General features: G+C 75.3%; 8 protein-coding genes. 2 read left to right on the top strand and 6 right to left on the bottom strand.

Features of this window, described 5'->3' with window-relative positions; all coding sequences use genetic code 11:
- Window positions 1-67: 67 nt before the first annotated feature.
- Window positions 68-4042 carry a type VII secretion protein EccCa gene (eccCa, locus tag KPL59_RS05910; protein ID WP_226360184.1) on the top strand — a complete coding sequence of 1325 codons (3975 nt, stop codon included), beginning with the start codon at window positions 68-70 and terminating at the stop codon, window positions 4040-4042.
- A gap of 42 nt (window positions 4043-4084) precedes the next feature.
- Here the strand turns inward: eccCa and KPL59_RS05905 are convergent, their stop codons facing one another.
- From KPL59_RS05905 to KPL59_RS05895, 3 genes are read right to left on the bottom strand one after another with little or no spacing between them, the layout of a single operon-like run.
- Window positions 4085-4753 carry a GntR family transcriptional regulator gene (locus KPL59_RS05905; RefSeq protein WP_226360183.1) on the bottom strand — a complete coding sequence of 223 codons (669 nt, stop codon included), beginning with the start codon at window positions 4751-4753 and terminating at the stop codon, window positions 4085-4087.
- A gap of 26 nt (window positions 4754-4779) precedes the next feature.
- Window positions 4780-5550, bottom strand: coding sequence for an aspartate/glutamate racemase family protein (locus tag KPL59_RS05900; protein WP_226360182.1), 771 nt, complete (start codon window positions 5548-5550; stop codon window positions 4780-4782).
- Window positions 5550-7052 (bottom strand): dicarboxylate/amino acid:cation symporter, encoded by a 1503-nt coding sequence (locus KPL59_RS05895; protein WP_226360181.1) that lies wholly within the window; start codon window positions 7050-7052, stop codon window positions 5550-5552. Before KPL59_RS05895 ends, KPL59_RS05900 begins: the two co-directional genes overlap by 1 nt.
- 116 nt (window positions 7053-7168) lie before the next feature.
- On the opposite strand from KPL59_RS05895, the gene KPL59_RS05890 reads away from it, so the two are divergent.
- Entirely contained in the window at window positions 7169-8602 is a 1434-nt protein-coding gene (locus KPL59_RS05890; protein WP_226360537.1) for an aspartate ammonia-lyase, read from the top strand.
- Between the two features lie 83 nt (window positions 8603-8685).
- On the opposite strand, the gene mycP is transcribed toward KPL59_RS05890, so the two are convergent.
- The 3 genes from mycP to KPL59_RS05875 are packed head-to-tail and all read right to left on the bottom strand — an operon-like array spanning window position 8686 to window position 16255.
- On the bottom strand, window positions 8686-12432 hold the full coding sequence (gene mycP / locus KPL59_RS36740) for a type VII secretion-associated serine protease mycosin (protein ID WP_226360180.1): 3747 nt from the start codon (window positions 12430-12432) through the stop codon (window positions 8686-8688).
- 42 nt (window positions 12433-12474) lie between these two features.
- A complete protein-coding gene (locus KPL59_RS36735) occupies window positions 12475-14292 on the bottom strand; it encodes a MinD/ParA family protein (RefSeq protein ID WP_226360179.1) in 1818 nt (605 codons plus the stop codon).
- 16 nt (window positions 14293-14308) lie between these two features.
- The gene (locus KPL59_RS05875) at window positions 14309-16255 is read right to left on the bottom strand and encodes a hypothetical protein (protein ID WP_226360178.1); all 1947 of its coding nucleotides are present in this window, start codon (window positions 16253-16255) and stop codon (window positions 14309-14311) included.
- Window positions 16256-16270 lie beyond the last annotated feature (15 nt).

Raw genomic sequence — 16270 nt, 5'->3', positions numbered from 1 at the left:
CGTACGCACGCGGCGCCGCGGCCCCGCCCGGGCTTTCCAGGGGAGATCACCCACGAAGGGGAAGCGCGTGAGCACCGAACTGTTCGCCCGCCGGGCGCGCCGTCAGAAGCCCCCGGTGCCCGACGAGACCGTCGAGATCCAGGAGCCGCCCGCGGTCCCCGAGGAGACGGGCGGCGGCATGAGCTCGGCGCTCATGTACGCGCCGATGGGCCTCGGCTCGCTGGCCATGGTCATGATGTTCGTCCGGCCCGGCGGCGGACCGCTGATCTACGTCGGCGGCGGCCTGATGGTGCTGTCCGCCATGGGCATGATGCTGGTCGGGCTGCTGCGCAACTCCGTCAACCACAAGCAGAAGCTGCACGGGCTGCGGCGCGACTACGTCCGCTACCTCACCCAGCTGCGCGGTCGCGTCCGCCGCTCGCTGGCCGCCCAGCAGACGGCGGCGAAGTGGCTGCACCCGGATCCGCGCTCGCTCTGGTCGATCGCCCTGGGCTACCGGTTGTGGGAGCGCCGTCCCTCGCACGACGACTTCGGCGAGATCCGGATCGGGCTGGGGACCCGGCGGTCGTCGCTGGCGCTCACGCCGCCGGAGACCAAGCCTGTGGAGGACCTGGAACCGCTGTCGGCACATGCGCTCCGCCGCTTCCTGCGCGCCTACTCGACCGTCCCCAACGCCCCGATCGCGGTCTACGTCCGCGGGTTCGCCCAGATCCAGATGACCGGCGACGACGAGGCCGTCCTCGGGCTGGCCCGCGCCATGCTGGCCCAGCTGGTCACCGCGCACGGCCCCGCCGACCTGCGGGTCGCGGTGGCCTGCAGCGACGAGAACCGGCACCGCTGGGACTGGTGCAAGTGGCTGCCGCACGGCCAGGACCCCGACTCCCCCGACGCCGCAGGCGCGCGGCGGATCGTGACCGACAGCCTGGCCGAGGCGGAGGACCTGCTCGGTGGCCCGGCGTTCGCCGGACGCCCGCGGTTCGAGGCGGGCTCCCCGGTCACCGCGACCGAGCCGCTGGTCGTGCTGGTCCTCGACGGGGTCGGCGTGCACCCGGAGCACCGCTGTGTACTGGAGGGCTACCGCAACACGGTGCTCCTGGACGTCGGCGGTTCGCTGCCGTGGACACAGCGGGCCGACGCGCTGTTCCTGGAGGTCGACCCGGACGAGGTCCGCACCGTGGTCTTCGACCGGCTGGGCCGCCCGCGACCGAGACCGCTCTGCCGCCCGGACAGGCTGGGGCCGGCCGCGGCCGCGGCGCTGGCACGCACCGTGGCCCGATTCCGGATCGGGACCGCGACCGGGACGGCCGAGGAGCCGCTGGCCTCGGACTACGACCTCGCCGCGCTGCTCGGGCTCGGCGACGTACGGACCTTCGACCCGGTCCGCTACCGCAGCGGCCGGGCCGGCGCCCAGCGACGGCTGCGGGTGCCGATCGGCATCTCCGCCGCCGGCGCACCGCTCGAGCTGGACCACAAGGAGTCCGCCGAGGACGGCATGGGGCCGCACGGCATGTGCATCGGCGCGACCGGGTCGGGCAAGTCCGAGCTGCTGCGGACGCTGGTGCTCGCCCTGGCGACGACGCACACCTCCGAGGACCTCAACTTCGTGCTCGTCGACTTCAAGGGTGGTGCCGCGTTCCTCGGGTTCGACTCGCTGCCCCACACCTCCGCGGTCATCACGAACCTGGAGGACGAGCTGGAGCTCGTCGACCGGATGCAGGACGCGCTGACCGGTGAGCTGAACCGACGCCAGGAGCACCTGCGCCGGTTCGAGCACGCCTCGCGTCGGGACTACGAGGCCGCCCGCGCCGCCGGGGCGCCGCTGGAACCGATGCCCGCCCTGCTCGTCGTCGTCGACGAGTTCAGCGAGATGCTGGCCTCCAAGCCGGAGTTCGTCGACGTGTTCGCCATGATCGGCCGATTGGGCCGCAGCCTCGGGGTGCACCTGCTGCTCGCCAGCCAGCGCCTCGACGAGGGCAGGATCTCCAAGGTCGAGACCCACCTGTCCTACCGGATCGGGCTGCGCACCTTCTCCGCCGGGGACAGCCGCAGCATCATCGGCGTCCCGGACGCCTACGAGCTGCCCTCCGCCCCGGGCAACGGCTACCTCCGTCCGGACACCCAGACCCTGCTGCGGTTCAAGGGCGCCTACTCCTCGGCCACCTACCGCCCGGCCCGGCGGCGCCGGCGCCGCGACGACGTCGAGCAGCAGGTGGTGGCGTTCGGGACCGAGTACCTCCCGCCACCCGTCCTCCCGGAGGCCGAGGAGCCGGAGCCCGAGGAGCCGACCGAGACCCGCACGATGATCGACGTGCTGCTGGGGCGGCTGACCGGGATCGGGCCGCGGGCCCACCAGGTGTGGCTGCCGCCGCTCGTCGTCCCGGCCGCGCTGGACCAGCTGCTCCCCCCGTTGGTCGACGACCCGGAGCTGGGGCTGCGCGCCGTCGGCGCCCTGGACTCGGGCACCCTGCGCGCCCCGGTCGGGCTGATCGACCTGCCGGCCCAGCAGCGACGCGAGCTGCTGACCGCCGACCTGTCCGGGGCCGGCGGCAACGTCGGCGTCGTCGGCGGGCCGCAGACCGGCAAGTCCACCCTGCTGCGCACGGTCATCGCGTCGCTGGCGCTGACCCACTCCGCCGCACAGGTGCAGTTCTACTGCCTCGACTTCGGCGGCACGCTGTCGTCGCTGTCCGGGCTGCCGCACGTGGGCTCGGTGGCGAACCGGCTCGACCGGGACCGGGTCACCCGCACGGTGCTGGAGGTGACCAACCTGCTGGCGAGGCGGGAGGCCCTGTTCGCCGAGCACAACATCGACTCCATGGCGACCTACCGGCGGGCCCGCCGCGACGGCCGCTTCCTCGACGTCGACCCCTACGGCGACGTGATGCTCGTCGTCGACGGCTGGTACACGGTCCGGCAGGACTACGAGGAGCTGGAGGAACGGTTCCAGGAGCTGGCCGCGCGCGGACTCGGCTTCGGCATCCACCTGATCATCGCCTCCAACCGCTGGGCGGAGATGCGCCCCTGGCTGCGCGACGTCCTCGGCACCCGCTTCGAACTGCGGCTCGGTGACCCGGTGGACTCGGAGGTGGGGAGCCGGGTGGCGGCGACCGTGCCGGAGGGGCGCCCCGGCCGCGGACTCACCCGGGACAAGCTGCACTTCCTGGCCGCGCTGCCGCGCATCGACGGTTCCGGCGCCACCGACGACCTGTCCGAGGCGACCGTCGAGCTCACCGAGGCCCTGACCACGCCCCGGGCACCGGTCGCCCCTCCGGTACGGCTGCTGCCCGGGCGGCTCTCGCCCGCGGACCTCCCCGCGCCGACGGCGGCGAGCGCGACCGCGGAGATGCGGATGGCGCTGGGTGTCGAGGAGACCCGGCTCGGTGTGCAGTGGTGGGATCTCGACGCCAGCCCGCACCTGCTGGTGTACGGCGACACCGAGACCGGCAAGACGGGGCTGCTGCGCCACGTCGCGCGCAGCGTCGCCGCCCACCACACCCCCGACGAGGTCCGGATCGTGTTCGGCGACGTGCGCCGCGAGCTCTACGACGCGGTCGGCCAGGAGTACCAGCAGGACTACTCCGTCGGCGTCGACGCACTGACGACGGCACTGCGGACGGTCGGGGAGACGCTGCGCGCCCGGGTTCCCGGACCGGACATCACCCCGGACCGGCTGCCGCGCCGGGACTGGTGGACCGGCCCGCGCTACTACGTGCTCGTCGACGACTTCGAGCTGATGGAGGGCGGGATGGGCGCCGGCGCGCTCGAACCGCTGGTGCCGCTGCTCGCCCAGGGCGCCGACATCGGCCTGCACCTGGTGATCGCCCGCAGCACCGGTGGCGCCTCGCGGTCGATGATGAACGCCGGGATCCGGCGGATGTGGGAGCTCGGCACCCCCGCGCTGCTGCTGTCCTGCCCGCGCGAGGAGGGTCGCTTCCTCGGGACGGTGCGGCCGCGCACGCTGCCGCCAGGGCGAGGCCAGTTCGTCGACCGCAGGCGGTCGGTGCGCCTGGTGCAGACACCCCGCACCGACGACGTCGGGTGACCGGCGCGGTGTCGGCGCGGCGGGTACCGCGCCGGCACCGGATCAGCCGAGCTGGTTGGTCGCGAACAGCTCCGTGATGTGCCCACCGAGCCGCTCCCAGTGCTGCCCCGACGAGGCCGCGGCGGCCGCGCCGTCGCCGGAGGCGCACAGGTCCACGAACGCGTCGTGGTGCTCGATCGTGTTGCGACCGCCCAGCAGCGTGGAGAACTTGCGGTAGAGGATCCGGTGGATCTGCGGGTGCAGCTGCTCGACGATCCGGGTCAGCGTCGGGTTGTCCGCGCCGCGCAGCGGCACGCCGTGGAAGCGGTCGTCGGCCTCCAGGGCGGCGTCGGTGTCGTCGGAGACCACCGCACGCTCGAAGTCGCGGTTGGCCGCACGCATCTCCTCCAGGTCGGCCGCGGTCATCCGGGGCACCGCGGTGCCGACGGCGAGGGTGTCCAGCGCCCGCAGCACCGCCAGCGCGCGCTCGGCATCGGTCCGGTCCAGCGGGGTGATCCGGGTGTAGACACCGGGCTTGGCCTCGACCAGCCCGGTGTCCGCCAACCGGTTGAGCGCCTCCCGCACCGGGGTCCGGCTCAGGCCGAACCGCTCCGCGAGCTCGGTGTCACGGACCTTCTCCCCCGGCAGCAGCTCGAACCGGACGATGGCGTCGCGCAGACGCGCGAACACCTCGTCGCTGAGCAGGCGGCGCGGGACGGGAGCGATCTGCATGCAGCACACGATATATCAACGACACGTTAAATCGGTGCGGTCAACGCGACCATCGCCCGGGCCAGGATCCGTGCCGGGTCCAGCAGCGGCACCGTGACGTCGGTCGTGGCCAGGCACAACGGGATCTCCGTGCACCCGGCCACGACCGCCTCCGCACCGGCCCGGGCGAGCCGGTCGGCGACCGCGGCCAGGACCGCGGTCTCGGTCGCACCGCGACGACCGGCCTTGATCGACAGGATCGCTGTCATCACGGCCTGCTGGTCGCGGGCGTCGGGCACGATCACCTCGACCCCCCTGCGGTGCAACCAGTCCTGGTAGAGCCCGGTGCCGACGGTCCCGTCGGTCGCGAGCAGGCCCGCGCACCGGAACGGCGGCGCCGCGCCGGCGAGGTGTCGGGCGACCTCGTCGATCATGTGCACGACCGGGACGTCGACGTAGCGCAGCAGCTCCGGAACGAACGCGTGGGCGGTGTTGCAGGGGATGGCGATGTGCGTCGCCCCGGCCTCCTGCAGCTTCTCCGCGCCCGCGCGCAGCCAGGGCAGGGGGTCCGGTCCGCGCCCCTGCAGGCTCTCGGTGCGGTCGGGCACCGTCGGGTCGGACCAGATGACGACCCGGCGGTGCTCCTGGTCCCGGACCGCGGGGGTCGCGTCCACGAGCTTGGCGTAGAAGTCCGCGGTGGCCGCGGGACCCATGCCGCCCAGGATCCCGATCACCGGGGCATCCGGTGCGACGGGCCCGGACGGGACCCGCGCCGCGACCGGCCCGGTCGCGTGCGGGGTGCGTTCCGGCGCGATCATCAGCCCTGCGATCCCTGCGTGGCGTCGACCCGCTCGTCCGGGGCGGGCGCCCCGGCACGGTCCGCCGTGACCGGCGCGGTGCGCACCGGACGCCCGTCCCCGGCACCCGCGGCCGCCTCGGTCCCGGCACCGCCGGCGTGGTCGGCGGGGTCGGCAGCAGCAGCGGCGTCGGCGGCAGCGGCCGCGTCGAGGTCGGCGGGCAGCGGCTCACCGCGCCGCCGGGCCCCCCGGATCTCCGACCGGTCGATGACCGCCGCCGCCAGCGAGTTGCCGACGACGTTCACCCCGGTACGGGCCATGTCGACGATGAAGTCGACGCCGAGCAGGAGCGCCACGCCCTCGGGCGGCAGCCCGATCGTCGTGCTCGCGGCGAGCAGCACGACCACCGACGCCGAGGCGACCCCGGCCATGCCCTTGGACAGCACGACGAGCACCCCGACCATCAGCAGCAGGCTGCCCCAGGAGGTGTCGAGACCGAAGGCGTTGGCGATGAACACGAGGGCGACGGCCTGGTAGAGCACCGAGCCGTCGGTGTTGAAGGAGTAGCCCAGCGGGACCACGAACGACGAGGTCGAGCGGCTCACGCCGAACTGCTCGAGACGCCCCAGCAGCGGGGCCAGGACCGCCTCCGAGCTGCGGGTGACGAACGCCAGCCCGGCCAGGTCGCCGATCGAGCGCAGCATCGCGACGTAGCGCACGCCGTAGATCGCCGCGATGATCGGGAAGATCACGCCGAGGACGAGGATCAGCCCCAGGTAGACCACTCCGACGAAGCCGAGCAGGCTCACCAGGTTGCCGAAGCCGTAGCGCGCGACGTCGTAGGCGATGAACCCGAGCACGCCCAGTGGGGCGAACGCGATGACGTAGCCGACGACCTTGAACATGGCGCCGGCGAAGGAGTCGAGGACGTCGTTGACCGGGCGGGCCTTCTCCCCGAGCGCGGCCAGGGCGATGCCCACCAGCGTCGCGAACACGATGACGCCGAGCAGGTTGCCCTCCGCGAACGCCTGGAACACGTTCTTCGGTATCGCGTGCAGCAGCAGCTCGTGGAAGTCCACGCCCTGCTGGAGGTCGCCCACCGCGGCCGCGTCGCCGCCCGAGGTCGGGGCGCCGACGCCGAGGTCGAACGCCTTCGCCAGGCCGACGGCCAGCAGCAGGATGACCGTGGTGACGATCTCGAAGTAGAGGATCGACTTGCCGGCGATGCGGCCGACCTTCTTGACCGACTCCATCCGCGAGATGCCCAGCACGATCAGCGGGAACACCAGGGGGACGACGACCATCTGGACCGCGTTCAGGAACGCGTCACCGAGGATCTTCAGACCCTCGCCGACCGCGGGGAACGCCCAGCCGACCGCCGCACCGAGGGCCACCGCGATCAGCGACTGGACACCGATCGGGTAGCGCCAGAAACGCCAGTGCACGCGTGCGGCCACGGAGCCGCGGCCGGCTCGCGGCGGCGGTGGCTCCTGGGGCGTCGACGGCGTCGGGGACACGGCCATTGTGACTCCTAGCTGCTGTTCGCGTGCAATATATTGCACTCTGGGCTTTGCACTTCGCGTCCAACATTGAGTAGTCTGGCAGTCGTTGTCAAGAGTGGGGAGCAGCCATGAACGCGATGACGCGTACGGAGGGGGATTCCCTCGGCACGGTCGAGGTGCCCGCGGACCGGTACTGGGGGGTGCACACGGCACGGGCCGTCGCCAACTTCGCGGTGACCGGCGAGACGATCGGGGGTTTCCCGCGGCTGGTGCAGGCACTGGCCGCGGTGAAGGAGGCGGCCGCCCTGGCCAACCGGGACCTCGGGCGGCTGGACGAGCACCGGGCCGACGCGATCGTCGCGGCCTGCCGGGAGCTGCGCGCGGGCGCGCTGGCCGACCAGTTCCCCCTCGACCCGATCCAGGGTGGCGCGGGGACCTCGACCAACATGAACGCGAACGAGGTCGTCGCGAACAGGGCCCTGGAGCTGCTCGGACACCGACGGGGTGACTACGCGGAGCTGGACCCGCTGACGCACGTCAACCTGGGCCAGTCGACCAACGACGTGTACCCGACGGCGATCCGGCTCGCCATCGGGTCCCACCTGCACGAGCTGATGGCCGCCCTGCAGCACCTGGCGGCCGCGTTCGCGCGCAAGTCCGCCGAGTTCCACGACATCGTCAAGATGGGCCGGACCCAGCTCCAGGACGCGGTCCCCATGACGTTGGGCCAGGAGTTCGGCACCTACACCACCATGCTGGGCGAGGACTGCCTCCGGCTGCGCGAGGCCGCCGAGCTGCTGCTCGAGAGCAACCTCGGTGGCACGGCGATCGGGACCGGGATCAACGGGCACCCGGACTACGCACGGCTGGCCTGCGCGCACCTGCGCGACATCACCGGCAAGGAGGTCGTCCCGGCGGGCGACCCGATCGAGGCCACCCAGGACTGCGGGGCGTTCGTCCAGGTCTCCGGCGTCCTGAAGCGGGTCGCGGTGAAGCTCTCGAAGGTGTGCAACGACCTGCGCCTGACGTCGTCGGGCCCCTCGGTGGGCCTGTCCGAGATCAACCTGCCTCCGGCCCAGGCCGGATCGTCGATCATGCCGGGGAAGGTCAACCCGGTCATTCCCGAGATGGTCAACCAGGTGGCGTTCGAGGTCATCGGCAACGACCTCACCGTCACCATGGCCGCCGAGGGCGGGCAGCTGCAGCTCAACGCCTTCGAGCCGATCATCGTCTACGGGCTGATCCGGTCGGCCTCGCACCTGGAGGCCGCGGCGCGGACGCTGGCGGACCGGTGCGTCGACGGGATCACCGCGAACCGTGAGCACCTGGAGGAGGGGGTGCGCGGGTCGGTCGGGATCGTCACCGCGCTCTCGCCCGCGCTCGGCTACGCGACCAGCGCGGAGATCGCCAAGGAGTCCCTGGCCACCGGCCGTCCGGTCGGCGACATCGCGGTGGCCAGGGGGCTGCTCGACCCCGACGAGGTCGGCGAGCTGCTCTCCCCCGCCGCGCTGACGGGCCTGGCCGCTCCGTCCCGGCCGCTGCCGCGTGACCTGGACGCCGCCCTGCACTGACCGCCGCTGCGGCACGGGCCCCGGTGCGCGGTCGACGACCGCGCACCGGGGCCCCCGTCGTCCCGGGACGACCCGGGACCCGCTCATCCGGCCCGGATGCCGGCGGGCCGCTCCGGCACACCGCCGTCGTCCGCCGGACCGCCCGCGCCACCGTCGGCCGGAGCGGGTCCGCGGACCTCGACGCGCCGGGGCGGGGCCCACCGACGACGGCGCGCGGCAGGCCCCAGCCGGACCAGCAGCACGACCACCGCGGCCGTACCGGCGGCGGCGAGCACACTGAGCAGCGCCGTCAGCGGCCCCCACGACGGGGCGACCGGCTCGGGTGCGCGGACCGGTGGAGCCACGACGGCGGCCTCCCGCCCCGTTCCCTCCTCGGGCAGCACGGCCGTGACGGCATCGACCGGGTTCACCGTGCCCCAGCCGAGTGCCGGGTCGGGGAGCGGGACCGCGGGGTGCGTCGCGGTCGTCTCCAACCGGTGTTTGACCTGGTCGGCACGCAGGTCGGGCCGGTAGGCGCGGACGAGGGCGGCGGTGCCCGCCACGAACGGCGCCGCGTAGCTGGTGCCGCTGCCCTGCCAGTGGCCGGGCCCTCCCGGTCCGATGCTGACGACGTCGCTGCCGGGGCCGACCAGGGACAGGTACGGGCCGGTCTGGGAGAAGTCGGCGCGCCCGCCCTCGGCGTCGACGGCCCCGACCGCGATCACCGTCGGGTACGAGGCCGGGTAGGTGACGGGATCGCCCGTGCGTGCCCCGTTGGCGGCCGAGGCGACCACGACGACGTCGCGGGCGGCGGCGTGGGCCACCGCCGCGGCGAGCCCGGCGTCCGGGATGCTGGTGCTGGCCGACACGTTGATCACGCGGGCGCCCTCGTCCACGGCCCGGCGGATGCCCGCGGCCAGGGACGCGGCGGTCACCCGGCCGGCGTCGCCGTCCGGGCCCGGGACCGTGACCCGGATCGGCAGCAGCGTCGCGTCGGGGGCGATCCCGGCGAACCCACTGCCCGCGACCGGCTGCGCGGCGATGATGCCGCCGACGAAGGTCCCGTGGCCGTAGCAGTCGTCGTCGGCGGGGCCGTCGGACACGACGTCGGCACCCGGGAGGACGTGTGCGCCCGCGAGCTGCGGGGTCCGGGCGTCGACCCCGGTGTCGACGACGGCGACGACCACTCCGGCACCCCGGGTCACCGGCCACACCCGCTGCGGCGCGAGCTGGCGCTGGGCCCAGGGCAGGGTCGGCTCGGTCACCGTGGGCGGGGGCAGGCAGCCCGGCCGTACCGCCGGGGCGGCGAGGGCCGGCGGCGCGGCGAGGGCCGGTGGGGCGGTCAGCGCCGTGACGAGCACGGCCGCACCGAGCGCCACGGCCCGGCCGACCGCGCGGGACCTCGCCGACCTCACGACGCGGCGGCCGAGTCGCCGGTCGCGCCCGCGTCGACCGTGAGGAGCGGGACGGTGAGGCGTCGGACCAGATCCGGGTCCTCCACCGTCCGCAGCACCATCCGGCGGCGACGCTCCAGGGCCCGCTCCAGTCGGGTCAGCGCCGCCTGGTCGCGCTCGCCGATCCGGGTCTCCTCGGTGGGTGCCACCGGCGCCCTCGCCCTCGTCCGCGCCGAGCTCGCGGACGAGAAGGGCGAGGCGCGGCGCCACCGGCCCGCCGTCGACGTCCTGAGGTGCGGGCGCATCCCGCACACCGATGGTCCGGAACCGCGTACCGGCCGGGAAGACGACCTCGGCGACGGGGCGGCCCGCGACGAGCTCGCTCGTGCGGCGCGCCGTGGTCGGCCAGATGAGGACGTCGTACCCGGCGTCGGGGACGGTCACGTCGAGCTCGCCGGTGGCACTGAGGAAACCCGGTTCGGCGAGCGTCCCGCCCACCACGGTGTGGTCCGACGGCGGTTGCGGCGCCTGCCCCTGGCGCAGCACCGGGCGCCGGTGCGTCGGGAGGCGACGCAGCCCGGAGACCAGGCAGGCCAGCTGCCCCTCCGGCAGGTCGCGGCGGCCGGCCCGGACGCCCTCGTTGACGGCGCCGCCGCCACGGTCGCCGTCGCCGAGGTGCAGGCACACCGCGGCCAGGTCGGTCTTGACACCGGACGCGTCCCCGGTGCGCAGCGACGGCCAGGACGCCAGCGCAGCGTTGACCGTCGCCAGGGCCTCGGTGTACTGGTCCCCCGCGGCGGCGACGAACCGTTCGCGTTCCTTGCCCGTGCTGGGCCGGTCCTCGACGACGAGCGGTGGCAGCTCGGGTGCCCCGGCCCGGTCGGCGGGCCCGGTCGTGGCCGCGGGGGTCGTGTCCCCGGCACCGGGACCGTCGGCGGCGCCGTTCCCGGTGACGGGGCCGGTCGGCCCGACGTCGGCGGCGGGTCCCGTGGGCACGACGTCGTCGGCCGGTGGCGGGGCCGCACCGCCGGTCGCGCCGTCGCCGGCCTCCGACGGCTGCGGTGTGTCACCGAGGGTCGGGTGGCCGCCGGGGGTGGACGGTTCCGCGACGGCCGGAACGGGCATCGGGCGGCCGGCCGACTCGACCCGCAGGTCGGGCACGGTGGTGTCCCAGCTCGCCGGGGCCGGCCGGGGCAGCAGGCCGAGGGAGACGGCGCGGTCGGCGACCTCCGGGGTGGCCCAGACCCCGCGGAGCCGGACCCGGTGGCGGGCGCGGCGCTCGTCGTCGAGGGAGTCGACGAGCGACCGGGCGGCGGCGAGGAGCTCCGCCCCGACGGGCTCGCCGTCGTGGCCGAGGTGGAGGGTCCAGACCGTCGGGTCGTGGGGATCGGCCGGCGCCGGCCCGGCGTCCCCGGCACCGAGGACCAGGCCCGAGGGGACGACCGTGGCGACGGCGTCGCCACGGACGTAGCCGCAGCCCCGCGCGGTCCACCCGGCCGGTGGGAGGCCGACCGACAGCACCTCCTGCCCCCCGTCGAGGCGTTGGCGCAGCACCGTCGGGAAGGGACGCATCCGGGTCTCCCGCCCGGGTTCGACGGCGAAGGTCTCCACCCCCGACGACGTCCGCAGCGCGACACCGGTGCCCAGGGCGAAGTCCGTACCGAGCGCCTCGCCCAGAGCCGCCGGGAACCCGTCGGTGAGCGCTGCGGGGGTGAGCGGCGCGACCAGGACGGGGCCGTCGGAGGTGATCGTCCGCGCGGCGGCGGCGACCGCCTCCGGCGACGGGACGGCACCGGCGCCGCCGACGAGCAGCTGCACGAAGCGTCGGTCGAGAACGGCACGCAGCGCCACGTCGTCGTCCCCGGGGCCCTCCTCCGGCGCGGGGAGGCCGCGGACCGCGAGGCCGGCGGGCACCGGCTCGACGGCCGCGCCCTCGACGACCGTGGGCTCGCCGGGCAGCGCGCCCTCCCAGTCCGGGCGCGGGAAGCGGGTGCCGTGCGCCTGCGGGGCCACCCCCGGTGCGAAACGCACCCATCCCGCGCCGCCGACCGTGGGGCCGGTGAGGATGCCGGACCCGACGGAGAACCGCATGGCCCCAGACGGGGCGACGAGCGCGACACCGGTGGCGTCGACGACCTGTTGCAGCCTGGCACCCAGGGCGGCGATGTCGGTGACCGCGAGCCACAGCTCGCCGTCGGCACCCGCGGGGCCGGACATCACCTCGCGCAGCAGCCCGAGGAGCTCCGCCGCGAGGCCCGACCGGCGGTAGGCCGTCCCGACCAGCATGACGAGCGGCGGCCCCGACGGGCCCAGGCCGGACAGGAACCCGCGCTCCCGGGACGCCTCGGTCCCGTCGGCGATCAGGACGTGCGGCCCGACCAGGGTTGCGACCAGGGGGTCCACGACGGACTCGGCCCGGGCGTCGGTCACCGGTCCCACCTCGCTCTCCTCGGGCACGCGCGCACCGCCCCCGGCGGGACGGACCCGATCCACCGTCGATCATGGCCAGGCCGGTCCCGCGGTGTGCCTCCGTGCGTCGCGCGGCCGCCGAACACAGGGGTTTCCCCCGTCGACGGCCGGTGGGCAGCCCTCGAAACCGTCGGTGATCCGGGCGGCGAGCAGGAGGACCGCGTCGACGGTGGCCGGCGCCAGCCGGGCCAGGTCGATCCGGCCACCGTGCGCGAGGTGCTGGTCGAACGGCAGCTCCACGACGGCGCGGACACGCGACTCGAAGTGCCTGCGGACCACGTCCCGGTCGATCTCCCGGCTCCACCGGTCCTGGGAGAGCACGACGACCGCCTGCTCGGCGAGCGCGGAGAACCCGTGCCCGTGGAGCCAGTCCAGGGTCCTCGACGCCCGCGTCGCCCCGTCCACGGTCGGGGTCCCCACGACGACGAGCGCGTCGGCCAGCGTCAGCGTCCCCTCCATCGCCGAGTGCACCAGCCCGGTGCCCGAGTCGGTGACGAGCACGTTGGCGAAGCGGCCGATCAGCCCGCAGACCGCCTCGTACTCCTCCCGGCTGAACGACTCCCCCGCCGCCGGATCCTGCTCCGAGGCAATGACCCGCAGGCGTCCGGCCAGGCTGCTGAAGCGGTCGAGATCGTGGACCGACGACGCGTGCGCGGCGCCCGCGAGCAGCTCCCGGACCGTCGCGGAGGTGTCGCCGGTGAGCCGGTCCGCCAGGGTGCCCGCGTCGGGGTTGGCGTCGAGGGCGACGATCCGGTCGCCGCGGTTCTCCGCCAGCACCAGCCCCAGCAACGCCGACACGGTCGTCTTGCCGACGCCCCCCTTGATCGAGGCGACCGCGATCCTGCGGACCCCGGCCAGCGGTCGACGGATCTGCTGGATGAGGTCCTGCCGGGCGAGCTGCGCCGGGGACGGCCCGGGGTTGTAACGGCCCGCGGTGACGGCGTAGACGCCGCGACGCCAGCCGTGCATCGGCTGGTCCCCGGCGTAGCGGATCGGGGCGTTCGGCGCGACGGGCCGGACCGGGCCGGCGTGCTCGACCGGCAGCGGGACCGGTGCGGGCCTCGTCCCGGCGGGCGGCGCGGGCCGTCGCGGCCGCGGCGGCGTGTCCGGGTGCTGCGGGACCGAGCGCGGCCGCCTCGGGCCGGGCGGCGGTCCGTCCGGCGACGCGGCGGTCGGCCGGGACGACGGATGCGCCCGACCGCGTGGCGGTGTACGCCGGTCGGCCCCGTCGCGGGGCACCGGACCGGCCGTGGAGCCGGTGCCCACCGGTGGGGTGGTGCTCCCGCCGGAGGGGGTGGTGGGGCCGGTGACCACCGGGATCGCCGTCGTCGCGGGGGTCGCGGGGGTCGTGGGGGTCGTGGTCTCCCCGGTCGCACTTCCCGTCCGCTCGGGGGACCTCGGCGGAGCTGCCTGCGGCGTCACCCGCAGGGCACGGGTCTCCGGATCGGCCGCGTCCCCGGCTCCCGCCTGCGGCCCGGGGGACCCGGCCGTCGTCGTGGTGTCCCGGACCGGCACCCCGGTGTCGGCAGGGTCCCGGACTCGCGACCCGGTGTCGGCAGGGTCCCGGACCGGCGCACCGATCTCGGCAGAGCCGCGGGCCGGCGCACCGATGTCGACGGAATCGCGGCCCGGGGGCGGGAGGAGGTCCGGCGCCGACGACGGGGCAGGGGGTGGCTGGACCGGCGGATCCGTCTCCGGACCGGCCCCGGGAGCCGGGCCGGAGACCTGTCCGGCTCCTCCGGTGGACCCGCTCGGGCGCCCCGCGTCCCAGGTCACCGTCCAGTCGACGGGGACCCACTCGTCGGTGGCATCGCCCGTCGCCGGGTCCTGCGCCGTCCGGTCCTGCACTGTCCGGCCTCCGTCCTCAGCCGACCGACACCTCGGTCGACCTCACCGACGAGGGGTCGACCGGCTCGTCCAGGGACACGGTCACCGAGGAACCGCTGATCGTCTTCGTCGCGGACGTGCCGCCGTCGTCGGTGCTCACGGTGACGTGAGCGGTACGGCCCGAGCAGTGCTCGTCGAATCCGGAGATGCGGACGGCCGTCACCTTGCCCTCGTCGTTCTGCTTCACCGAGACCGACAGCGACGACGCGTCGGTGGAGCACTGCTCCGAGGCCTGCTGCTCCTCGGCCTGCTGCCGCGCGGCACGCTCCTCGGCAGCCTGCCGTTCGGCTGCCCGCTGCTCGGCTGCCCGCTGCTCGGCCGCCTCCTGCGCGGCGGCCCTGCGCTCCGCCGCCTTCCGCTCGGCGGCCTTCTGCTCGGCCGCCTTCTGCTCGGCCGCCTGCTGCTCGGCCGCCCTCTGCTCAGCCGCCCTCTGCTCAGCCGCCCTCTGCTCGGCCGCCTGCTGCTCGGCCGCCTTCTCCTCAGCTGCCTTCTGCTCCGCCGCCTGCTGCTGGGCGGCCTGCTGCTGGGCCAGCATGAACTCGACCGCCTGCTGCTCGATCGCGCGGTCGGTCCTCTCCTCGGCACGCGGGAGGGCGACCCCGGCCGGCCCGGTCGCGTCCTGGGTGGCCACCTCCGCGGCGGTCCGGGCCGGCGTCGCGTCGTCCGCGGCGGAGCCGGTGGGGGTCCGGGCGGAAGTGCCGTCGACACCGGGCGCGCGCTCCGGCTGACCGGCGACGGCGGCCCCGCGGGACGGCGCCTGCGCGACCAGCTCGGACAACCGCCCGCGCTCGGTCGCCCCGGCCGACATCCGCGCGATCCACTGGTCGGCGAGCGAGAGCGCCTCCCGCTCCGAGACCTCCTCGGGTGCGGCGGCCACCGGAGCGGACTGCGGCGTGCCCTCCGCGGCGGGTGTCCCCTCCTCCGGCGCGGGATCGCTCGACGACGGTGCGGGCTGCGCGAGAACGGGCTGCTCCGGAGCGGATTGCGCCGGTGCGGGCTGCGCCGGTGCAGGCTGTGACGGTGCGGGCTGCTCGGGAGCGGGCTGTGCCGGGTCGGACTGGACCGGTGCGGCCTGCTGCGTGCCCTCGGCCACGGGCTCCTCCGTCTGCTGCGGCGAGCCGCTCTCCGCCGGGGCAGCGGGCTCGGGCAGCATGCCCAACGCGGTGAGGGCCTCGGCGACCTCCGCCTGCCGGGCGGAACCGGTCGGCACGTCCGCGGCCCCCTCGGACGTCGCGGAACCGGACGCCTCGGACGGCCGGTCAGCGGCGACGAGGGACGTGACGGGGGTGGCGGCGGAGTCCACGGTCTCCACGGGCCGGTCGAGCGTCGTCGCGACGGCCCCGCCCACGGTGTCGGTGGCGTCTCCGGCGGACGCGGCCACGGTGTCGGTGGCCTCTCCGGCCGACTCGGCCACCGGCGTCACGACCTCGCGCACGGGGGCTGCCGGCACCGGCAGCGAGACCGGAGCCGACGCCACGGGGACCGGCAGCGCGACGGGCGCGGCGGCCACCGGTGCGGAGGCCACGACCGGGCCGAGCACGGACGGCGCCGACGGCACCGCGGGCAACAGCGTCTCGGGGGCCACGACCTCCGGCTCGTCGACACCGACGCCGTCGAGCGAGGGCAGCTTCGGCTCCGCCGCGGCCGACGGGGTCGGAGCGGGCTCCGGCGCGGACTCCGGGGCGGCATCGCGCGACGCCCGGATCTCCGCGTCGTCCGGCTGCAGCGCCTCGTTCCGCTGTCCCGCTGCCCAGGCGGCCCACTCCTCGGTGGAGTCGCCGGTCTCCCCGGCCGGTGCACCGGCGACGGCCGCCCCGAACACCCCGACGGCGGTGAGCGCGGTCAGTCCCACGACCAGTGACTGCCGAGGGGCCGCAGTGCGGCGCTGGGGCCGCGTGGGGTCGTCGCGTCGGGGAGCCGCCATCGGTGCACCTTCCGT

It is taken from the genome of Pseudonocardia sp. ICBG1142, assembly GCF_020496255.1.
GTDB lineage: Bacteria > Actinomycetota > Actinomycetes > Mycobacteriales > Pseudonocardiaceae > Pseudonocardia.
This window is presented reverse-complemented; position numbering and strand designations above follow the sequence as displayed.